This is a genomic window from Caldisericaceae bacterium (assembly GCA_036574215.1).
Taxonomy (GTDB): domain Bacteria; phylum Caldisericota; class Caldisericia; order Caldisericales; family Caldisericaceae; genus Caldisericum.
In genome coordinates this window covers 1-20,002 of sequence record JAINCR010000106.1, presented here as the reverse complement: position 1 = coordinate 20,002, position 20,002 = coordinate 1, and the positions used below count along the sequence as shown (strand labels likewise).

26 protein-coding genes and 1 tRNA gene are annotated in these 20,002 nt (G+C 34.0%); 3 read left to right on the top strand and 24 right to left on the bottom strand.

The window, feature by feature from the left end; all coding sequences use genetic code 11:
* The 18 genes from K6343_06705 to K6343_06620 form a co-directional block, all read right to left on the bottom strand.
* Positions 1 to 414 (bottom strand): DNA polymerase III (locus K6343_06705; protein ID MEF3245647.1); only part of this gene is annotated, 414 nt, incomplete at its 3' end.
* Positions 411 to 1,052: an HD domain-containing protein gene (locus K6343_06700; protein MEF3245646.1), complete on the bottom strand. Its 642-nt coding sequence runs from the start codon at positions 1,050 to 1,052 to the stop codon at positions 411 to 413. The genes K6343_06705 and K6343_06700, both read right to left, overlap by 4 nt.
* A gap of 67 nt (positions 1,053 to 1,119) precedes the next feature.
* Positions 1,120 to 2,553, bottom strand: coding sequence for an MATE family efflux transporter (locus K6343_06695; protein ID MEF3245645.1), 1,434 nt, complete (start codon positions 2,551 to 2,553; stop codon positions 1,120 to 1,122).
* 11 nt (positions 2,554 to 2,564) lie between these two features.
* Entirely contained in the window at positions 2,565 to 2,945 is a 381-nt protein-coding gene (locus tag K6343_06690) for a hypothetical protein (GenBank protein ID MEF3245644.1), read from the bottom strand.
* A gap of 35 nt (positions 2,946 to 2,980) precedes the next feature.
* A complete protein-coding gene (locus tag K6343_06685; GenBank protein MEF3245643.1) occupies positions 2,981 to 3,784 on the bottom strand; it encodes a DUF4097 domain-containing protein in 804 nt (267 codons plus the stop codon).
* Positions 3,777 to 4,154, bottom strand: coding sequence for a DUF2089 domain-containing protein (locus K6343_06680; GenBank protein MEF3245642.1), 378 nt, complete (start codon positions 4,152 to 4,154; stop codon positions 3,777 to 3,779). Before K6343_06680 ends, K6343_06685 begins: the two co-directional genes overlap by 8 nt.
* Positions 4,155 to 4,289: 135 nt before the next feature.
* Positions 4,290 to 5,723: a pyruvate kinase gene (gene pyk, locus K6343_06675; protein MEF3245641.1), complete on the bottom strand. Its 1,434-nt coding sequence runs from the start codon at positions 5,721 to 5,723 to the stop codon at positions 4,290 to 4,292.
* Entirely contained in the window at positions 5,692 to 6,789 is a 1,098-nt protein-coding gene (gene dnaJ, locus K6343_06670; GenBank protein ID MEF3245640.1) for a molecular chaperone DnaJ, read from the bottom strand. The genes pyk and dnaJ overlap by 32 nt, the downstream gene beginning before the upstream one ends.
* A 17-nt stretch (positions 6,790 to 6,806) precedes the next feature.
* Positions 6,807 to 8,585, bottom strand: coding sequence for a molecular chaperone DnaK (gene dnaK, locus K6343_06665; GenBank protein MEF3245639.1), 1,779 nt, complete (start codon positions 8,583 to 8,585; stop codon positions 6,807 to 6,809).
* A gap of 21 nt (positions 8,586 to 8,606) precedes the next feature.
* Positions 8,607 to 9,209, bottom strand: coding sequence for a nucleotide exchange factor GrpE (gene grpE / locus K6343_06660; GenBank protein MEF3245638.1), 603 nt, complete (start codon positions 9,207 to 9,209; stop codon positions 8,607 to 8,609).
* 95 nt (positions 9,210 to 9,304) lie between these two features.
* Positions 9,305 to 9,973, bottom strand: coding sequence for a hypothetical protein (locus K6343_06655; protein MEF3245637.1), 669 nt, complete (start codon positions 9,971 to 9,973; stop codon positions 9,305 to 9,307).
* Between the two features lie 124 nt (positions 9,974 to 10,097).
* A complete protein-coding gene (locus K6343_06650) occupies positions 10,098 to 10,781 on the bottom strand; it encodes a rhomboid family intramembrane serine protease (GenBank protein ID MEF3245636.1) in 684 nt (227 codons plus the stop codon).
* Between the two features lie 3 nt (positions 10,782 to 10,784).
* Positions 10,785 to 11,591 (bottom strand): S-methyl-5'-thioadenosine phosphorylase, encoded by an 807-nt coding sequence (locus tag K6343_06645; protein MEF3245635.1) that lies wholly within the window; start codon positions 11,589 to 11,591, stop codon positions 10,785 to 10,787.
* 86 nt (positions 11,592 to 11,677) lie between these two features.
* Positions 11,678 to 12,610, bottom strand: coding sequence for a pyruvate ferredoxin oxidoreductase (locus tag K6343_06640; GenBank protein ID MEF3245634.1), 933 nt, complete (start codon positions 12,608 to 12,610; stop codon positions 11,678 to 11,680).
* Between the two features lie 3 nt (positions 12,611 to 12,613).
* Complete coding sequence (gene porA / locus K6343_06635; protein MEF3245633.1) at positions 12,614 to 13,783, bottom strand: pyruvate ferredoxin oxidoreductase; 1,170 nt, start codon at positions 13,781 to 13,783, stop codon at positions 12,614 to 12,616.
* A gap of 9 nt (positions 13,784 to 13,792) precedes the next feature.
* Positions 13,793 to 14,116 carry a 4Fe-4S binding protein gene (locus tag K6343_06630; protein MEF3245632.1) on the bottom strand — a complete coding sequence of 108 codons (324 nt, stop codon included), beginning with the start codon at positions 14,114 to 14,116 and terminating at the stop codon, positions 13,793 to 13,795.
* On the bottom strand, positions 14,109 to 14,696 hold the full coding sequence (locus K6343_06625; GenBank protein MEF3245631.1) for a 2-oxoacid:acceptor oxidoreductase family protein: 588 nt from the start codon (positions 14,694 to 14,696) through the stop codon (positions 14,109 to 14,111). The genes K6343_06630 and K6343_06625 overlap by 8 nt, the downstream gene beginning before the upstream one ends.
* 51 nt (positions 14,697 to 14,747) lie before the next feature.
* Positions 14,748 to 14,945: a ferredoxin gene (locus tag K6343_06620; GenBank protein MEF3245630.1), complete on the bottom strand. Its 198-nt coding sequence runs from the start codon at positions 14,943 to 14,945 to the stop codon at positions 14,748 to 14,750.
* A 115-nt stretch (positions 14,946 to 15,060) separates the two neighbouring features.
* Here K6343_06620 and K6343_06615 point away from each other — a divergent pair, with 115 nt between their 5' ends.
* The 3 genes from K6343_06615 to K6343_06605 all read left to right on the top strand — a co-directional run bounded on the left by K6343_06615 (position 15,061) and on the right by K6343_06605 (position 15,845).
* Positions 15,061 to 15,414, top strand: a complete 354-nt coding sequence (locus K6343_06615) for a septum formation initiator family protein (protein MEF3245629.1) — start codon at positions 15,061 to 15,063, stop codon at positions 15,412 to 15,414.
* A gap of 17 nt (positions 15,415 to 15,431) precedes the next feature.
* Positions 15,432 to 15,779 (top strand): S1 RNA-binding domain-containing protein, encoded by a 348-nt coding sequence (locus tag K6343_06610; protein ID MEF3245628.1) that lies wholly within the window; start codon positions 15,432 to 15,434, stop codon positions 15,777 to 15,779.
* A tRNA-Met gene (locus K6343_06605) sits at positions 15,770 to 15,845 on the top strand. Before K6343_06610 ends, K6343_06605 begins: the two co-directional genes overlap by 10 nt.
* Positions 15,846 to 16,583: 738 nt before the next feature.
* Here the strand turns inward: K6343_06605 and K6343_06600 are convergent.
* The 6 genes from K6343_06600 to K6343_06575 all read right to left on the bottom strand — a co-directional run bounded on the left by K6343_06600 (position 16,584) and on the right by K6343_06575 (position 19,811).
* Positions 16,584 to 16,694: a recombinase family protein gene (locus tag K6343_06600; protein MEF3245627.1), complete on the bottom strand. Its 111-nt coding sequence runs from the start codon at positions 16,692 to 16,694 to the stop codon at positions 16,584 to 16,586.
* A gap of 91 nt (positions 16,695 to 16,785) precedes the next feature.
* Positions 16,786 to 17,637 (bottom strand): hypothetical protein, encoded by an 852-nt coding sequence (locus tag K6343_06595; protein MEF3245626.1) that lies wholly within the window; start codon positions 17,635 to 17,637, stop codon positions 16,786 to 16,788.
* Positions 17,638 to 17,838: 201 nt separating this feature from the next.
* Entirely contained in the window at positions 17,839 to 18,075 is a 237-nt protein-coding gene (locus tag K6343_06590) for a hypothetical protein (GenBank protein MEF3245625.1), read from the bottom strand.
* A gap of 98 nt (positions 18,076 to 18,173) precedes the next feature.
* Positions 18,174 to 18,824, bottom strand: coding sequence for a hypothetical protein (locus tag K6343_06585; GenBank protein ID MEF3245624.1), 651 nt, complete (start codon positions 18,822 to 18,824; stop codon positions 18,174 to 18,176).
* Positions 18,825 to 18,933: 109 nt separating this feature from the next.
* The gene (locus tag K6343_06580; GenBank protein MEF3245623.1) at positions 18,934 to 19,254 is read right to left on the bottom strand and encodes a HEPN domain-containing protein; all 321 of its coding nucleotides are present in this window, start codon (positions 19,252 to 19,254) and stop codon (positions 18,934 to 18,936) included.
* A 140-nt stretch (positions 19,255 to 19,394) separates the two neighbouring features.
* Positions 19,395 to 19,811: a nucleotidyltransferase domain-containing protein gene (locus K6343_06575; protein ID MEF3245622.1), complete on the bottom strand. Its 417-nt coding sequence runs from the start codon at positions 19,809 to 19,811 to the stop codon at positions 19,395 to 19,397.
* Between the last annotated feature and the right edge of the window lie 191 nt (positions 19,812 to 20,002).

Sequence of the window (20,002 nt, the reverse complement as noted above, 5' to 3'; positions counted from 1 at the left end):
GGTCTTTTCACCAAACCCTTCTAAATTCATAATTTTATGCTCTAAACAAGCCTGTTTAAGGTCTTCAAGGTTTTTTATACCAAGTTTTTCATACAAAACTTTTACTCTCTTTGCACCCAACCCTGGCACCTTCTCAAGTTCAAGAAGTCCTTCTGGGATGTTTCTCTTTAGTTCTTCAAGTTTAGTGATTTTCCCTGTTTTAAGGTATTCAATAATCTTCTCTGCAATACTTTTTCCTATACCTTTAATATCGGTGAGTTTATTTTCGTCTGCAAGTTCCTCTATAGGTTTTGGAAAATTCTCAATCACTCTTGCTGCTTCAAGATATGCTTTTATTTTAAAAGGATTGTCTCCCACAAGTTCTGAAATTTCAGCAAGTTCGTAAAACTTCTGAGCTACTTCTTTATTTCTCATAATTCCACTTTAATCTCCTTTTTTAATCTATCAAAAAATACCTCCATAAATTCAAGCCTACTTTTGGCTAACTTTTTTGCAGATTCAGTATAAAGTAGCTCTTTTATACGACGCAACTTAACAAAATATTCAATATTAGGAGCATGTTCTTTAAAATTAGTTATCCTTTTTGCAACACCTAAATTTTCTTCATCAACGTCAATGTATAATGGTTCTCTGTATTCTCCTGCAATAGCAAAGGCTCTTGCAATACCAATTGCACCAATTGCATCAAGTTTATCTGCATCTGACACGATCTTTGCTTCAAGCGTTTGTGGTCTTCTTTCACTACGATACCTATGCGTTTCAATTGCATGTGCAACTTCGTTAATAAAGAGATCATCATAACCAAAACCTTTCAAGATCTCTCTACTCATTTCGGCACCAAGTATTGCATGGTCTATTTTATTTTCTTTATCTGTATCTTCTTTTACCCTTGCAATATCATGGAGTATAGAAGCAAATTCAATTACTTTTACATCTGCCTCTGGGTAATCTTTTGCAATTCTAAGCGCCATATTCATAACACGCATAGTATGCTCAAAATCATGCGAAGAAGAGATAAGTTCACGTTTTACAATTTCTATCAATGCATTCATATTACATTATAACAGGAGATCTAAAAGAATTAAAATCCTTTTTAAATTAATATAAAACATATTTCTTTTATTCTTTTCCAACTGCAACAGTATTTTCTTCTAAAAGCTCTTCTATAAGAATCTCTTCTTTCTTTATTATTGGAGTTTTCCATTTACCAAATGTAAAAATAACATAGAGGACTATAGAAGCAATAATATTACTTAAAGTCATACCCCAGTAAATTCCAGATGAACCATAAAATCTACTCAGAATATATGAAAGAGGAAGTCTTAATCCCCATAGCCTTAATAGATCACCTATCATAGGTTCTAAATTATGTCCAGAGCCTCTAAATACACCTGAAACTGCTGAGAAAAGCCCAAAAAATGGCAATCCTAATATAAAAATTGTTAAAAATTTACTCCCTTCTTGAATTACTAAGGTATTTCCAGGAATGAAGATTTTAAAAATTGCATTTCTTACAAGGAAAATTGAAGCGCTTTCAATTAAAGTTATTACAAACTCAATTTTTATTCCTAAACGTGCAATCAATTCTGCTCGATCTATTAAACCTGCACCGATATTCTGTCCTATTAAGGTAACAATGGCTGCACCGATCCCTTCAACTACAACAAAAATAATATGAATTGCCCTATCGCCAATACCGTAAGCGGCAAGTGCTACCTCTGCATTTGGTAATCTACCGATTAGTCCAGTGAGAAACAGAAAACCCAAAGAAGTTCCAGAATTGCCTACAGCAGCAGGAAGCCCAATCTTAAAAATCCTCTTATACCAAGAAAGATCTATTCTTAAATCTGTTAATGTTAACTTTATTCCTTTAGTTCCATTAAACAAATAGAACAAAGAAATAGCTGCCCCTATAAATTCAGCAATAACAGTTGCAAGCGCTGCACCAACAATTGTAAGACGTGGAAAAATCCACCAACCAAATATTAGAAAAGGATCAAGCACCACATTTATAAGGTTTGCAATTAATGTTATTTTAAATGGTGTTACATTATCTCCTTTTGCTGCAAGAATATTTTGAAAAATTGCAGATATAAATAAGAATGGCACACCTAAAAAATATACTTTCATATAGTTTATTGCAACAATTGAAACATCTGCAACATTTGTTATTAGTCTTGCAATCTGGGGCATGAAAAAGAAGCCTATTATTAAAGTAATCACACCTGCAACTATTGAAAATGAGATCATTTGAGCTGCTGCATAATTTGCATTCTTTTTATCATTTGCCCCTGTAAATTGTGCAACAAGCGCAATACCTGCAAAACCAAAACCTATAACAAATGAAATTAAAAACCAAATAATTGGAAAAGAAATCTGTAATCCAGCAACAGCGTTACCAGATAATTCTTTACCCAAATGTCCAAGAAAGAATGTATCAACTAAATTGTAGAGTGTAAAAAGAATCTGAGAAAGCATTAAAGGAAAACCCAATATGAACATTGCTTTTACTGGATGTAATGTTAATATCTCTTCTCTTGATAGTTTTCGCATTATTCACCTCTTTATAGAGCCTCTATAACAACTTGAAAATTTTTGCCATCTTCATTTGAGTTAATATCAAAAAGTTTTCCTTTGAAATCAGGGGCATTTAAAATATTTTCAAGTTCGTTTATGTCAATAGGAATTTCTTGACCTTCAATTTCAATATAGTTTTTATTCAAAACTTTTGCGGTTTTTAGAAAAAATTTAAGAAGACTAATGGGTACGTTGAGTGATTCTCTTGTTTTTCCATCTTCTACAACAGAAATCCTAAAAAGCCTTTTCTTATCGACCTTAATACTCTCTTTATCCCTATCAACTACGGCTTCAATTAATTTGACCGCATCATCTTTTGAAATCTTCCCTTCATGTAGCATGTCTAAAATTTTTTCAATTTTGTTCATAAATTCCTCCTTACTAAAAGTACTTAACCATCATCTTAATCTTCCTTCAATACATCACCAAACTTCGTCTCGACCTTTAGAACATCTTTCTCGTTTAGTTTTTGCAATGTACCCTTTATTTCGCCTAAAACAGTATTCCCTAACACACTAAAACTATTTGGGCATTTTTCTAACTTGATATCACCAAAATATGTATTAGCTAAATTTTCATTTTTAAATAGGCAATTTTCATAACTGATATCTCCTTTAAAGGAACTAAAACGAGAACTATCAAATTCCGAATCAATACAACTTATATCTCCAGAATAAGTCTTTAAAAAAGCATTTAATTTAGAACTCTTAACAAGAATATCGCCACTTTTTGTGTTTATATCTGCCTTCCCAAAAATATTAGAAGCCTTAATATCACCTGAAATAACTGAAACCAATACTGATTCAGAAATATTATTAAGTTCAATATCAGAACTAACAGATTGCACTTCAACATGGCCTAATATATTTGAAATTTTTATATCCGAACTAATACCCTTTAATCTTATATTTATTTTAAATGGAATTAAAATTTTTATCATTTTAGGTTCGCTAAGTGGAGACTTAAGGATAAGTTTTTGATTTTCTTTTGTAATGTTTAAATATCCTTCTTCAAAATTTATATCATAGAGGTCACTAACTCCTTCTAACTCTATATCAGAAGTTTTTAATCGAATTTCAATCTCGTTTACACCGCTAAACTGCTTTTCAGTTTGAAGAAAAGCCTTAATCAAACGTTCTTTTTCTTGTTCAGTAATTTTTCCTTTAGAAAACATTTCTTCAATTCTTTTATAAATATCTTCATTCACTTTTTTCACCTCCTAACAATTTAATTGCTTCATCAACTGTGATTTCCCCTTTTTCAATTTTTGAAAGAATTTCTTCCTTACTCATTTCATTTTGACTGGATTCCTCAAACAAATTGAGATTTTTAAGAAGTTTATCAAGTCTTGCTTTTGCAGTCGGATATGAAATATCAAGTCTTGCTTGAACTTCTTTTATGTTTCCCCTGGATTTTAAAAATTCAATTAAAAACTCTCTATCCTCATCATCTAAAGACATAAACCTATCAAACTCAAAAGAACCTTGAATAACAGTGCCACAATGATTACACTTAAGTTCAGTTATGGTTAAAGGATTGCCACAAATGGGGCAAATACTAATTATTTTCTTTTTCATTTTCATCACCTAAATAATTTTAATATATTTTTTAATTTTGTCAATAATTACTTTAAAAAAATTAAACATTTTTTAAAAAATTTAAGGGCTCAAAAATATGAGCCCTTAAAAAAGTTTTAAAAAGTATTGTTTACTCTAAACTTTATCTATCTTTATAAGGTTTGTTGTTCCAGAAACTCCTGTATGTGTACCACAGGCAATTAAATAACTTTGACCAACTGAAAGAATTCCAAGCTCCAATGCAATCTTAGGAGCATAATCAAGAATTTCATCCACAGAAGAAAAAGGTTTAACAAGGTAGGAGAAAACTCCCCATTTTAAATTTAACAATCTTAGTGCCTCTTCCTTAGGGGTCAAAGCAAGAATGGGAACATTTGGTTTATACTTTGATATTAATCTTGCAGTCTTACCACTTTCTGTTGCAACAATGATTAAATTAATTTTAAATTGACTTGTAATATCCTTAACAGATTTTGCTAAAACTTCTTGAAGATTACTTTCATAAAATTCGGGGTCAAGGTTCTTAATACTTATAGAAAAAAATTTACTATTTTCTACCTCTTTAATAATACTTCTCATCATCGATAAAGCCAAGACAGGATACTTACCTGATGCCGTTTCATTTGAAAGCATAACGGCATCACTTCCATCAAAGATTGCATTCGCAACATCAGTAACTTCGGCTCTTGTTGGAAATTGCTCTTCAGTCATTGAGGCAAGCATTTGTGTTGCAGTGATAACAGGCACTCCTTTATCATTGGAGAGTTTTATTAATTCTTTTTGTAACAACGGCACTTTTCTAACAGGGACTTCAACACCCAAATCACCACGCGCAACCATTACTGCATCTGATTCGCTGAGTATTTCAGGAAAATTTTCTATTGCCTCCCATTTTTCGACTTTTGAAACTATGGGTAGTAAACGTCCAAACCGTTGCATATAATTTCTCAACTCAGCAACATCGTTTTTTGATCGCACAAAAGAAAGAGCAACTATATCTACACCATTTTCTATACCAAATTTAAGATCGGATAAGTCTTTTTCTGTAATTGCTTTTATCTGAATTCTTGAATGGGGAAAATTCACTCCCTTATGGTCTGAAACTTCTCCTCCCTGCATAACTTCTGTAATTACATGGTCTTCTTTTTTTGCTAAAACCTTTAACTTAACTAAGCCATCATTTATATAGACCTCATCACCTACTTTGACATCTTCCAAAACCTCAGGATACGTCAAGCTTGCGGTTTTATCGTCGCCTAAAACACTAGTTTTCGATAAAATAAATTGCGAACCCTCTTTTAAGATAGCAAGACCATCTTTGAATGTTTCCAAGCGTATTTTAGGCCCTTGAAGGTCTTGGAGGATAGAAACTTTTGTACCAAATTCCTCTTCTAATTCTCTTATGATATTTATTCTTTCTAAATGTTCTTCAAAGCTTCCATGAGAAAAATTCAGCCTAAAAACATCAACTCCCAATCTAAAAAATTCTCTAAGTATTTCTTTCGAGGATGAGGAAGGACCTAGAGTTACAACTACTTTAGTCTTGCCTTCTAAAATTCTTTGCTTCACTTATCTCCTTTAATTTCTCGTAGTACATTGCCTCTTCACTAGTGATTCTTGTTGGTATATCAACTATAACTTTCACAATATAATCGTATTTTTTTCTTGAAATAATCGACCCTTTTATTGTCAATTCAGTGCCATTCTGAGTACCAGCTTGAATTTCAACCGACTCATCACCACCTTCAATAAGCGGAACTTTTATCTTTGTGCCAAGCACGGCTTCAGGAACAGAGATATGTGCAATATAGTAAATTTTATTACCTTCCCTTATAAACCTTGGATCATTTTCTACTACAACACGAACGTATAAATCTCCTGCAACTCCACCCGAAGGAACTTTATTTCCATAACCTCTTACTCTTATAACACTTCCATCCTCAGTATTTGGCGGTATAGTGATCTCAATTTTAGATGTAGTATCTACAACTCCTGTGCCACCACAATTATGGCACTTTTCTTTAATGACATTGCCACTTCCATGACAAGTAGGACATGTAGTTTGAACAACAAATTCTCCAAAGGGAGTCCTCTGCCTTTTTGTAACTACACCTGTTCCATGACATGTAGGACATGTGGTTGCACCACTTCCAGGTTCAGCACCCGTGCCTTTACAAACAGGACAAGTATCTTTTCTGTTTACTTGAATTACTTTTTTAACTCCTAAAATAGCTTCTTTAAAAGGTATTTTAATTTCTACTTGAATATCTTCTCCTCTTATATTGCGTTCTCTTGTCCCTTCAAATCCAAAACCTCCGAATCCAAAATTCCTCAAAATATCTTCGATATCAGAAAAAAGATCTTCGCCAAATCCGTAAGAAGGGCCGTAGGAAGCACCAAACCCACCTACATTTGCTCCTACAGCCCCAAACTGGTCGTACTGCCTTCTTTTTTCAGGATCACTTAATACCTCATATGCTTCGTTAATTTCTGCCATTTTTTTGGCAGCATCAGGATTATTCTTATTAAGGTCGGGGTGATACTTTATCACCAATTCCCTGTATTTTTTCTTAATTTCATCTTGGGTTGCGTTTTTAGAAACCCCAAGAATTTCATAATAATCTTTATTTGCCATAGTTTAATTATACCACACTAACTTGGGGTCTGTCCTCCTGTATTTCCTCCACTCTGCTTATACATATCTTGACCAATCCTCGACATTAACTGGTTAACGGCATCCATCTTGGATTTAATCATTTCTATATTATCTTCCTTTACGTATTTTTCAAGTTCATTCAATTCGTTTTCGAGTGTTGTCTTATCGTTAGGATTAATTTTATCTCCATAATCTTTAAGGAATTTTCTTCCAGAATATACGAGGGTATCACCACTATTTTTGACCTCAATTTCTTCTGCTCTCTTTTTGTCTGCCTCTGCAAACTTTTCTGCTTCACTTTTCATTCTCTCAACCTCTTCTTTTGATAGTTTATTAGAGTTAGTCACAGTAATTTTCTGTTCTTTGCCTGTAGCAAGATCTTTTGCAGTAACGTGTAAAATCCCATTTTCGTCAACTGCATACGTAACTTCAATCTGAGGCACACCACGAGGCGCAGGTGGAATACCGTCAAGAACAAATCTTCCTAACGATAGATTATCTTTTGCAAGAGGACGTTCACCTTGTAAAATATGGACTTCTACACTTGTTTGGTTGTCGGCAGCTGTAGTAAATACCTGTGTTTTTGAAGTAGGAATGGCAGTATTTCTCTCAATCATTTTAGTGAATATACCTCCAAGAGTTTCAATACCAAGAGAGAGTGGAACTACATCAACAAGCACAACGTTTTTAACTTCTCCTTCAATTATACCTGCTTGTATTGCAGCACCCATTGCTACACATTCCATCGGGTCGATTCCTCTTTCAGGTTGTTTTCCAATATAGTCAGCAACAAACTTCTGCACAATAGGCATCTTGGTAGGGCCGCCAACAAGAATAACCTTATCAATTTGGGAAGGAGTTAAACCAGCATCTCTAATTGCTTGTTCCATTGGTCCTGCGCATTCTTTTATAATAGGTTCAACAAGTGCCTCTAATTTTGCCCTTGTAATATTCATAACAAGATGCTTTGGTCCAGTTGCATCGGCTGTAATAAAAGGTAAATTGATTTGAGTTTCAAGGACCGATGATAACTCGATCTTTGCTTTTTCTGCCGCTTCCCTAATCCTTACCATTGCCATATTGTCATTTCTTAAATCAATACCAGAATCCTTTTTGAACTCTTCAAGGATGTAGTTAACCAAAGCTTCATCCATATCACGACCACCGAGTTTTGTGTTGCCAGCAGTTGATCGAACCTGGAAAACACCTCCCCCAAAATCCATAATGGTAACATCGAGTGTTCCACCACCAAAATCAAAAACAAGAATCTTAAGCTCTTTATCAGCTCTATCAAGCCCGTAAGCAAAAGCTGCTGCAGTGGGTTCGTTTACAAGACGCACCACTTCAAGTCCTGCAATTTCTCCAGCATTTTTTGTTGCCTGTCTTTGGTCATCATTGAAATACGCGGGAACCGTAATAACAGCTTTCTCAACCTTTTCACCTAAAAACGCTTCCGCATCTTTTTTGATCTTTTGAAGGATAAAAGCAGAAATCTGCTCTGGTGTGTATTCCTTACCAAAAATTGTAATCTTTTCTTTGGTTCCCATTTTTCTCTTTATGCCAGTAATAGTGCCCTCCGGGTTGATTGTTGCCTGTCTTCTTGCAGGTTCTCCTACAAGAACCTGACCATCTTTTGTAAAAGCAATAACTGAAGGAACAGTTTTACCGGCTACACTTGGACCTTCTGCTGCAGGGATAATATTGGGTTTACCACCTATCATAACTGCTGCAGCGGAGTTACTTGTTCCAAGATCAATTCCAATAATTCTTCCCATAATTCACCTCCTAAATGTTTATTATTTTTGATTTTCAGAATTTGAATTTTTATTTTTAGGAACAGCAACGCTTACAACTGCTGTTCTAAGAATATCGTCACCAATATAATAGCCTTTTCGTAGTGTTTTAATAACCGTATTTGGTGAACGTTCATCGGTTTCTACTACTTCCCCAACATCGCAAATATTAGGATTAAAAGGTTTATTTTCAACATCCATTTCTCTTACACCGAACGATTTTAAAAACTTATCAAGTTGTTCCTTGATAAGTAGTATCCCTTTCAACTGTTCCGAGTCTCCTTCTAATGTTGCAAAAGCTCTTTCAATGTTATCTAAAATCTCTAAAAACTCTTTAAATATTTTTATTCGCTCTAACAAAATCCTTCTTTTCGTTTCTCTTTCAAAAATTTCGCCTTCTTGTCTTAACTTTTCTTTTAGCTTAATGTTTTCCATTTTTAAATTAAAATTTTCGTCATCTTTCTCTTTTAAAAGCTCTTCCATTTGTTTAACCCTTTTCTCAAGCTCGTTTCCTTCAGCTTTTTGAGTGCTTTCCTCTACTTTAGGCTCAGAGATTTCCTCACCACTAACGACATTTTTATCTTTCTTTTCTTCATTTTTACTCATGTTTTTCCTCCTAATTAGCACTCCAATATCTTATCTGCTAATAATTTACCAAAAATTTAATTTTAGTCAAGATGCTTTTATTGTAATATAAAAAATTATGGTAAAATTCTATTAAAAACAAAATCAATATTTGAAAAGAGATCTCGCTTTGCAGTTATAATGTAGAAATTTGAAAAAAATTCTACTACACCTTCTCTTAACCTCTGTTCTGTAGTATTTAAAAGATTTACAAAATTATCAACTATATTCCTTTTAATAGAAAGAGTGGTATCAATAATCAGGAGAAAATAATCGGGATCAAGTTCCATGTATCTTTCTAAAATCAATTTTAGTTCAGACAGAGTTACATTGTTAGGAGGACTTTCCTTAATTTCAACAGAAAACAAACTAAGACCTTTTTTAAGAAGGATATCAATATCACCACCACTTTTAATATCCCTAAGTTTTACATTAAGTATATAATCAAAACCGAATTTTTCTTTTAGGTACTTTGCAATATAAACTTGCATTAATGTTCCAAAATTTTGATAAGAAATATTTAAAACGTAAGTATTTCCTTCTTTTTTAATTGTCTCTTTTTCGATTAATTTTTTTATGAAGACATCTTTAATCTCCCATTTATTCTTAAGAAGAGTAAGACTAAATTCATCAAACTTTCTATTAACAAATAAATCGGCAAGGAATCTTCTTTTGTGATAACTTCTGAGATCCTTTTTAAAATTTAAAAGAAAACTGTCTTCTTCTTCTTTTTCAAATTTCTTCAATGAGTTAAACCCCCGAACAGAAAGGAGTTCCTCAAACGTCAAAAGAGACCCTATTGATGTAAAGTTTTCTAAGAGTTTTAATTTTCGCTTTACTTTTCTTAACTCAGAGTCAAAATTCGATGGATCAAACATAATAGGTTTTTTTACTTTTACGCAAAATTAAAGTATATAGATAACCGAACAAAAAGCCGCCAATATGGGCGAAAAAGGCAACACCACTTGCTGCACCAAAACTTGTAAAGCCTTCATACAATTGCATCAATAACCAGATAAGTAAATATACTGGTGCAGGGATATCTACAAGTGTAATAAAGAATACTATAAAAATAAGTGTTTTTATACGAGACCTTGGATAAAGCAAGAAATACGCACCCATGATACCTGCAATTGCCCCACTTGCACCAATGATCGGAACATTAGAAGAAAGCCCCATTGTAAAAGTTTGAAAAAAAGTAGCAAAAATTCCAGAAATCAAATAAAAAATAGTGAAGTAGAGATGCCCAAAGTAATCTTCCACGTTGTTTCCAAAAATCCACAAAAAAAGCATATTACCCGCAAGGTGCATAAAGCTACCATGTAAAAATAGTGAAGTAATAAAGGTAAGTAGTGTTGATGGATTGTTCAAAGGGAAAAGCCTTGAAGGAACAAAACCGTATTTATAGTAAAAAGAAGCAAGATATTGAGAGGGAGATACACTTGACTGAGCATTAGAATACACATCAAAGAATATTAAGGAGTTTGCTAAAATTAATAAAATAGTAATAAAGGGAAATGTTTTAGTTGGTTGTGTATCTTTAAGAGGAAGCATTATTTATTCCGCAAGACGAGCATTCTTCAATGCATCTTTACAACCGCAATGGCGTTCATGTGGGGTGTTCTCTATAATGTATTTAATGAGCTCTTTTAAAGTTCCGATGTTTTCATTAAATTTTTTCAAAACAATTTCTTGAGAAACTGGTTCAACACTACCTTCAGCAACTATACCTACATCGTAATCTGTAACAACAGATATATTAACATAACACATTTCAAGTTCTCTTGCAAGGACAACCTCGGGGTACTGAGTCATGTTTATAATGTGAAAACCTGATTTGGTAAAAAACATTGATTCTGCCTTAGTTGAAAACCTTGGGCCTTGCACAACGACAACTGTCCCAGTCTCATGAAACCTTACACCAAGTTCTTTGAGGCCATTAATTGCGATACTCCTAAGTTCAGGACAATATGGCTCTGCAAGACTAATATGTGTTGTTATTGGCCCTTCGTAAAACGTGCAGTCTCTTCCACTTGTAAAATCAACGAATTGATCGGTAACAACAAAATCTCCAACCTTGTAATCAGTTTGCAAACTTCCCACTGCAGTTGGTGCAATAATCCTTTTAACTCCAAGCTCTTTAAAAGCCCATAAATTTGCTCTATAAGGAATCTTATGAGGAGGATACTGATGTAGTTTTCCATGTCTTGGTAAGAAAGCAACACTTTTACCTTTATATTCACCAACTGCGATAAGATCAGATGGCGGACCGTATGGTGTCTCGACTTTTATCTCTTTAATATTATCTAAGAATGAGTAAAAACCTGAACCCCCAAAAACTCCAAATTCAGCCTGATATTCCATATATCACCTCTTTTTTGTTTTTATTATAGAAGAATATTTAAAATAAAAAAGCCCCCTAAAAGAGGGCTTAACAACAAAAATATCTACTATATCTGTACACCAGTTTCTTCTAATTTCAACAATCTTTCCCATTCTTCATCAATAGTTTTCTGCATTTCTTCAATAATATGTTTATTTTCCTCTTTAAAAAGATGCTTAAATCTGCCTTGTCCTTTTAAAAATTCCTCAATAGGTTTTCTCTCTTTTGGTTTAAAATTAATGTGAACTCTACCGTTTTCAATTTCATACAAAGGCCAGAAATTAGTCTCTGCTGCGAGTCTTGAATATTGAACCGTTAAAGCAGGGTCATAGTGCCAGTTAGTAGTGCAAGGCTGAAATACAGCAAGAAAAGCCGGACCATTTGACTCAAATCCTTTCTTTGCCTTATTGTAGAGATCGGGTAAATTATGTAAAGCAGCTTGTGCTGCATATTGAATTCTATGGGCTGCAGCAATTTCAACAATATTTTTTCTCCACTGCGGCTTTCCGAAACTTACTCTTCCTGCAGGTGCAGTAGTAGTATTTGCAGCAAAAGGAGTTGCAGCACTTCTCTGGTTTCCTGTATTCATATAACCTTCATTATCGTAAACCACATACATAAATTTATGACCTCTTTCAAGTGCTCCCGATAAAGCCTGGAAACCGATATCGTAAGTCCCACCATCTCCACCAATTGCAATAATATTCACATCTGTATCAATTTTTCCTCTCTTTTTAAAAGCCTTTAACGCTGTTTCTACTCCAGAAGCAACCGCTGCAGCGTTTTCAAAAGTTAAATGGACCCATGGGACATTCCAAGCAGTGAATGGGTAGATTGTAGAAGTAACTTCTAAACAACCAGTCGCATTTGCAATAACAACTGGTTTATCTGATGCAGCAATTATTGTATTAACAATAGGTGGAATTCCACAACCTGCACACATTCTATGACCAGAAACCAACGGTTTTTCTTTTGTTACTATCTCTTGAATAGTAGCCATTTTCTACCCCCTTAAACCTATATACTTCTGTGTTTGAGAATCGACATTGTTAGATAAGAGTTCCTCAAACACTTTCCTTATATCTTCCTTAAAGATATCTCTTCCACCCAAACCAAAGACATAACTCTGTAATTTTGGTTTTTTCTCAGATTCAAAAAGAGCATTCCTTATCTCTGTGTAAACTGGCGCATATGCACCAAAGGCAATCGACCTGTCAAGAACACCGACAACTCTAAATTTTTCCAAAGCTACTCTCATCTCTTTATACGGGAATGGTCTAAATAATTTCGGTTTAATAAGTCCAACTTTGTAACCCTGCTCTCTCATTTCATCAACAACTTCTTTTGCCGTTCCCGCTGCTGAAGAAAGAACAACTATTGCAACTTCTGCGTCCTCTGTTTTGTATTCTTCAAAGTATGGATATTTATTACCCGTAAGTTTTGAAAGTTCTTCTCCTACCTCAAGATAAACTTCCTTTGCAGCCCAAATTGCTTCTTCCTGCTGTCTTTTAACTTCAAAATAATAATCGGGCAATGCAAGAGGACCAATTGTATAGGGGTGCTTTACATCAAGTAAATACCTATCTGGATTTCTTTCGCCAATGAACTTTTTAGCTTCTTCATCTTCTAAAATCTTTACAGTCTCAACACCGTGGCTCACGATAAATCCATCCTGCATGACCATGACTGGCAACAATACCTTAGGATGTTCTGCGAGTTTTAAAGCTAATAAAGTATTTTCATATGCCTCTTGTGCATTTTCTGAATAGATTTGTATCCACCCTAAAGTTGCAGTTCCCATAGTATCGGAATGATCGCAATGGATATTTATAGGTGCAGATAACGCTCTATTAACTACTGGCATAACAATTGGTAATCTCAAACCAGGGGCAGCAGCAACAATTTCCCACATAAGAGCAAGACCTTGAGAAGATGTCGCGCACATCGCTCTTGCACCAGCTGCAGCGGCACCAACAACAGCAGAAAGAGCCGAAAACTCAGATTCAATAGGGACCATTTCAGTATCAACTACACCATCTGCTACAAATTGAGCAAAAAATTCAACAATTGGTGTTTGTGGAGTAATTGGATAAGCAACGACAACGTCAGGATTTACCTGCCTCATTGCTTCAGCCGTTGCCTGCGCACCTGTAAAAGCTTTTAATTTTGCCATATTTGCCTCCTACTCTTCTCTAACCATAGTAATACATTTTGTAGGACATTCATTCGCACAAATACCACAACCTTTACAATAATCAAAGTCAGTTTCTAACCTAACTGTCCCTTTATAGATTCTCCCACCTTTACCAACAACACCTTCTTCGCTATGTTTTATTGGAATAGCCATATCTGGACAATACGCAACACAGATCATACAATGGATACAATTTGAAGGATCATAAACAGGCCTTAAACTCCTCCAAGAACCTGTCTTATTCTCAAGAGCAGTAGCAGGTGGAAGGTCACCGCCTCTCATTAATTCCTGCCAACCTTTTTTCTCAGCCATTTTTAGCCTCCTCGTAGCCTCTTCTAAGTCCTATAATATTCTTTTCAACTTTCTCTTGACCAATCTTAGAAAGAAATTCATCTTTTATTACCTTTTCTAAAGTTTCTAGTTTTACAATGTTAGATGCCTTAATAAGAGCACCTAACATAGGAACGTTTGGGGCATCTAATTTGAGAAGTTCAAGAGAAATACCCGTTGCATCAATAGTATAAATTTTACCCGCAAATTTAGTAATCTCCCTTATTTCTTCTGGCGATTTTGTAGTATTCACAATGAGAATCCCATTTTCACCATCAAGACCTGATGTAACAGGAATATTTTTGGCTAAACCAATATCAAACACTAAAACTACATCAGGATTGATTATTGGTTCATGAGTTCTTATTTCTTTTTCTGATATTCTAGTATAAGCAACAGTAGGAGCTCCTCTTCTTTCAGAACCATACTCAGGAAAAGCCTGAATGGATTTACCTTCTTCAAACGCTGCAAGAGCCAACATTTGAGAGCCAGATTTTGCACCCTGTCCAGCTCTTCCATGGAACCTAACTTCATATATACCTTTCTTTGTGCTTACTTCCATGTAAACCTCCTTAAAATAAGATTAAGGGTGGCTATGCCACCCAGATAGCAATTAACCAACTTCCTCAACGGTAATGCTCTGTGTTGGACAATTTTCGGCTGCGTCTTTATTGCAATCTGCATCTGAAATTTCGGAAATAAACATTGCCTTTCCATCATCATCCATTTTCCAATTTTCAGGACAAATTGAAGCGCATACGCCACAACCAATACAAGTATCCTTGTTAATAGCAACTTTGTATTTTGCCATTTTTCACCTCCACTTTTAATTTTAATACTAATCTTTAAAAAAATCAACAAATTTTAAGCAAATCCAACATAAATTAAAAATTTTTTAAAAAACTCAAAACAAATATATAATTCTAATGATGAAGAAAAAAATAAATATTATAAAGGTAGTAATAGCAACGTTAATTTTCTACTTTAGTGTAGAAAGCTTTATTAACACAGTTTACCTAATTAAAACTTACCAAAGATACTTAAACAGCATCGAAAAATTAAAAGAACTAAAGGAAGAAAAAAGTGATCTACAAAAAAGGATTGCTTACGTGCAATCGGATGAATTTATTGAAAAATACGCAAGAGAAAACCTTGGGTTAGCAAAGCAAAATGAAACGGTTGTATATTTTAAAACTGACGATTTTATAAGTCCTAATGAGAAACAGCAAACAATTTCTGAAAATTTTCTTCAAAAACTCTTGAAACTTTTTAAAAAATAGATATTATATATAATTGCATGGGAGATAAAGAATTAATAGGTAGAGTTATTAAAGTTATGCCTTATGGTGCTTTTGTGAAAATTAATGACGGCAAAACTGGTTTAATTCATGTTTCCCAGTTTGTTGAAAATGCAGTAGATGAACCGCTTAAAGAAGGTGATTTAGTAGAAGTTAAAACAAACGGAAAAGACAAAAGCGGTAAATTAAATTTGATCTTTTTAAAAAAAGTAAGTGATAAGGTTAAAAGCAACAACCAAAATAAAGATAACTTTGAAGATCTTTTAAAGAAGTTTTTAAAAGAATCTCAAGAATCAATGAGCTTAGCTAAAAGAAGAATAAAAAGACATAGAAGAGAGGCGGCGTAGCCCAGTGGTTAGAGCATCCGGCTCATACCCGGAGTGTCGAGGGTTCGAATCCCCCCGCCGCCACCATATAGCATTCTTTAGTGCTTAAAACTTAAAGGTTTTTCGCTAATCGTTTACACCTAAAAGTGTATTTTTCAACCACCACCAATAAATAAACAGAACTAAGCTTTTAGGTGCCTCTATCTTGATATTTTGTATTTGCTATCCATACCTTACTCTGATGTTTTTGAGCTACTTGCTAAAATAATTTGATAAAGATGTTCGATCTGTGTTAACCCCTATACCATTCCCATGCATCTTCTTTTATTCTCTTGTCAAATTTATACCTGCACCTTGCAAGATATCAAGTATAAAATGAATTTTTTATTATGCTTTGAACATGATATGGAGTCAGGCATGTCTTTTTTGCAATTCCATTCGTTGATAATCCCCGATAAGCAAGCAAAACAGGTTCTCTCACAAAAGTCGCTTCGCTTTCTATAATTCTAACCCCACCCTCTTCCTTACAATAACCATAAGGTATTGCACCAGAAGGAATTCATTTATTAAGTCTTTTAAAAATAAATCTATTGACCTGTCAACATTAATTTCCCTCTCAAAGTTATCAAAGTGAACGAAGATATTGAGCATAAGCCTTCCCATCGATTTGTTGTATCAAACTGCTGGGTTACGCCTAAAAGGGATGTGCCTTGCTTTTCTAAGAATTTCATTGAGATGTGAAAATCAAAGACCGACCTTAAAGACAGTTAATTTCATAAATTACTAAAACATCGAATTTCTTAGTTTCTTTAGCCTTCGTCATTTTTAGAAGGCAGGCCTGTCTACATTTTTGCCTGAAAAACCACCATTTTCATATGCTTTATATAGTTCCCATCCGTGGGTTTCGAGATATTCTACAAGCCTCTCTTTTTGCATATCAAGCCTTTCTCCTTTAAAGCTTGGTAAGGAGTGTAAGCTCTCGTGCATATAGGCGATTTCATTAAGTCAATCCTTCTTTTTATGCATGCTATTCTAAGAAATATTGCTCTGCGTATTTTTTAAATTTATCATAATCTAGAGATAGAATCTTTGTAATTCCTCCTTCTTTACAAGCCTTTTTAACTATCTCTAAACCGTAATAATAGCCGAGACGTCCTTTTATTAAATCCTCCGGTCTCAAGCCAGAAATTGCAAAAAGAGTATTATTAAGGGAAACATCAAAATTACTAGTTGAAATTGCTTTTCTAATAGAATTCCAAATCAAACCTTTCTTTTCTTTGCTGTTCTCTAGCCATTCATCGAAATGTTTTTTACCAATAAGCCCTACCCACAAAGCTTCTTCAAATTTTGCTTCAACGGCGTATTTTGAAAAGTAGGTTGCCACTCCTTCAGCAATCATTCTTTTCAAATATTGATGCTCAATAGAACTGTAGCTCTTGATATAAAACGAGGGGGAATAGAAATAATGGATTGCATGAAACATCTCATGTAGCAAATGCACATCAATAGTGAATGACTTGTTTTTCAGTATTTCATTCATCCTCGTCATGTTTAAAAAAATATATGGTTTTCTATTTATGATAAGACCATGGCCATCAAAATTATTCAAACCTATTAAAAAGATTACATCAGGAATAACAAGGTCCTCTTTAATTCTGTTAATAAGAGAAGGTAGCAAAGATAATCTCCTTGTCAATAAATCGATATTTGCCCTTGTAAGGTACGGATCATTATTTTCTAAAATACTATTTATATTCATTTCAAATTGTTCTCTACTCTCAAACGTTGAAAAATATTCACTGAAAAAATCTTCATGATCCTTAAATGCTTTTTCTGTATTTTCGTTCATCTGCTCTTCTGCAACATTAACAAAGTTCATGAAACCTCCTTACCTATAAGAATTGGGACTTTATTTATCTTTAGTCTTTTTAATTTTTTCAACTATTTCTTTATTTCTAACACTGATTAAATCAAAAGGTCCTGGATTATTTATTGCCATATTTACTTTATTTTCTTTTTTGCATACTTTTTTAATTCATTGCTTTTTTAAACTCCTATATTGAGTCTCATAAAAAGGGTATCATACTTCAAATATAATAGTAAAAAATAGATTAAGAATAAAAATAAGACTGTAAGTAGTGGTGGCAATAGAAAACTCTTTAAAATTCCAAATGCCCAAAAATTTTTTTAAATCTAAAATTATTTTGTAGATAATCGAAGCTAAAATAGATATTTCTATGATAATTTGCAATGGTTTCATTACTCTTTCAACTGATTTATATTTAGGATCACTCTTTGCAATTTCTTCATTAATCATAGACTCAACTATCCTCACATCTTTTTTATAAGATACTTGATGACGCTAGCGATTTCTAAGTTCTTACACTTGATTACCTCGTAACCATGATTTTCTCACTAAAGCCACACTTTGCCTTGTTCGTCTCTCTTGAAGCGCTTGAGAGTGAAAGCGTCGTAAAAACCTGTAAGTGCACTATTTTCTTCTTTCGCTTCTTCTTTTACAACTTGCTCTCTTAAGAAACGAGTTTTCTCTGCAAGCACCTGTGCAAGGGTTTCCGCAGTATAGTCTTTTGGAAGGAAGAAAGAAAAAAACTTATCAAGCAGGTTTTTAAAAGCTTGCTCATGCTCCGCTGGAGGTTTTATCCCCATTCTTACAAGCGTATCTTGCCTGCCCACCATGACACTGTCTATTAGTTCACCATTGCGGTAGAGCCTAAACTCAAGAAAATTTGTCAGTATAACATTCGGAAAGTTCTTTAAATATCGTTGCAGTTGTTCTGACACTGCTATCTCATCAAGGTCTTTTACGATATGAGCTTTTGCTCCGATATAACCTGTTATTTGTTGCGAACCGTCCCATATCCTAAAATCAGGGTTACCAGTTTCTGTTTTCTTTGGAAGGGTTGTTACACAGATATTGTTTCGTTGCGAAGACTTTGCATATTCAGTCAACAAGTCTTCAAGAATAGAGTAGTAGCTCTCTTCTCTTGCATCGTCCTGACTGAATTTTTTCCATATCTTTTTAATATAAGATTCAAGCAATGCCAACCTCATTTAAAAGTTTACACGGTTTTATTCCACTTCTTTCCTTACAGCCTCTATAAACTTTTTTGCAACATCAATACCATATATCGCATCTTCTTTCATTGCACTTACATCAAGTCCATAAAGTACAGCATGCCTTCTCCCTATAGGTGTCAAGAATTTTTAAAAAGTCGTTTAGTTTAGGATATTTTTCTCTAATGTATTCAATTAAACAAATATGGCTTCTTTCCTTAAAACCATCCCTGTAAAGAATTGCGCGTGCTGCATGGAACATTGAAGTATATACGGAGACAACTACAAGATCATACATCTCGTCTTTTACACACTTCTTAGCATTTGTAAGATGTCTTTTGGCATTTGATATTTCTTTTTTAACGACACTTCTATCAAATTTAAAGACGCGAAGGAGTTCTTTTTCATAACAATCTTTCAAGTTCAAGGCAGTTCGCTTCCGTAAAGCATAATATAGTTTTTCACGACAGTCAAATAAAATGAGTCGTTTTCTTCCTTCATTTTTAACTATTGTCCGATGGTAAGAACTTGTATACGTTTACATCTTTCCCAATGGTTTTTTTAAGGATTGTTCAAGCTAGGCTTTTGTCTCTTTGAGGAAATAACCAAGATATCAATATCACTATTTTCGTTAAACTCGTAAGTTGCATAACTTCCATACAGAGCAATAGAGGTCGGAGATTCATATGCCTCTACTATCTCACTAACAAGTCCTACCTCATTAATCATAAAAAGTCCTATGAAGCGTTTTAACTCTTTCGTAAGGTAGTTATTTGCAAGTTTGTAGTAGTGTTCACGGCCTAAATTCCTTTTCTCTAATATGTGTAACCGCAAGAGCTCCTTCAATGTTTTACTACATATGTGAGAACTTAGACTTAGCTTCTCTGTAATTTCATTCACATACACCTCTTTTGTGGGATTCAACGCAAAGTAGCGCAGCAATTGCCAAGATGCATACTTATCGAATAATTCATTCATGTGAACCTTCGTTCATTAGAGTGAACGTTCGTTCAATATATTGAACGTATCTAACGAGCATTGATATTACATCTATCTCCATACTAAATCATATACAATAAATTGTTTATTTTCAATTGCAAAATTAAGTTCTCTCAAAGGAATCTATAGAAAAACCACATCAGCCTTCGAAATCTGTAACATCACAAAGT

Excerpts from the sequence above, each read along its gene's own strand:
- K6343_06645 (MEF3245635.1), bottom strand. The coding sequence starts at position 11,591 with ATGGAATATCAGGCTGAATTTGGAGTTTTTGGGGGTTCAGGTTTTTAC.
- K6343_06640 (MEF3245634.1), bottom strand. The coding sequence starts at position 12,610 with ATGGCTACTATTCAAGAGATAGTAACAAAAGAAAAACCGTTGGTTTCT.
- K6343_06610 (MEF3245628.1), top strand. The coding sequence starts at position 15,432 with ATGGGAGATAAAGAATTAATAGGTAGAGTTATTAAAGTTATGCCTTAT.
- porA (MEF3245633.1), bottom strand. The coding sequence starts at position 13,783 with ATGGCAAAATTAAAAGCTTTTACAGGTGCGCAGGCAACGGCTGAAGCA.
- K6343_06695 (MEF3245645.1), bottom strand. The coding sequence starts at position 2,553 with ATGCGAAAACTATCAAGAGAAGAGATATTAACATTACATCCAGTAAAA.
- K6343_06650 (MEF3245636.1), bottom strand. The coding sequence starts at position 10,781 with ATGCTTCCTCTTAAAGATACACAACCAACTAAAACATTTCCCTTTATT.
- dnaJ (MEF3245640.1), bottom strand. The coding sequence starts at position 6,789 with ATGGCAAATAAAGATTATTATGAAATTCTTGGGGTTTCTAAAAACGCA.
- K6343_06600 (MEF3245627.1), bottom strand. The coding sequence starts at position 16,694 with ATGCAAAAAGAGAGGCTTGTAGAATATCTCGAAACCCACGGATGGGAA.
- grpE (MEF3245638.1), bottom strand. The coding sequence starts at position 9,209 with ATGAGTAAAAATGAAGAAAAGAAAGATAAAAATGTCGTTAGTGGTGAG.
- K6343_06620 (MEF3245630.1), bottom strand. The coding sequence starts at position 14,945 with ATGGCAAAATACAAAGTTGCTATTAACAAGGATACTTGTATTGGTTGT.
- K6343_06590 (MEF3245625.1), bottom strand. The coding sequence starts at position 18,075 with ATGATTAATGAAGAAATTGCAAAGAGTGATCCTAAATATAAATCAGTT.
- K6343_06630 (MEF3245632.1), bottom strand. The coding sequence starts at position 14,116 with ATGGCTGAGAAAAAAGGTTGGCAGGAATTAATGAGAGGCGGTGACCTT.
- K6343_06700 (MEF3245646.1), bottom strand. The coding sequence starts at position 1,052 with ATGAATGCATTGATAGAAATTGTAAAACGTGAACTTATCTCTTCTTCG.
- K6343_06625 (MEF3245631.1), bottom strand. The coding sequence starts at position 14,696 with ATGGAAGTAAGCACAAAGAAAGGTATATATGAAGTTAGGTTCCATGGA.
- K6343_06575 (MEF3245622.1), bottom strand. The coding sequence starts at position 19,811 with ATGAATGAATTATTCGATAAGTATGCATCTTGGCAATTGCTGCGCTAC.
- K6343_06615 (MEF3245629.1), top strand. The coding sequence starts at position 15,061 with ATGATGAAGAAAAAAATAAATATTATAAAGGTAGTAATAGCAACGTTA.
- K6343_06690 (MEF3245644.1), bottom strand. The coding sequence starts at position 2,945 with ATGAACAAAATTGAAAAAATTTTAGACATGCTACATGAAGGGAAGATT.
- K6343_06595 (MEF3245626.1), bottom strand. The coding sequence starts at position 17,637 with ATGAACTTTGTTAATGTTGCAGAAGAGCAGATGAACGAAAATACAGAA.
- dnaK (MEF3245639.1), bottom strand. The coding sequence starts at position 8,585 with ATGGGAAGAATTATTGGAATTGATCTTGGAACAAGTAACTCCGCTGCA.
- K6343_06680 (MEF3245642.1), bottom strand. The coding sequence starts at position 4,154 with ATGAAAAAGAAAATAATTAGTATTTGCCCCATTTGTGGCAATCCTTTA.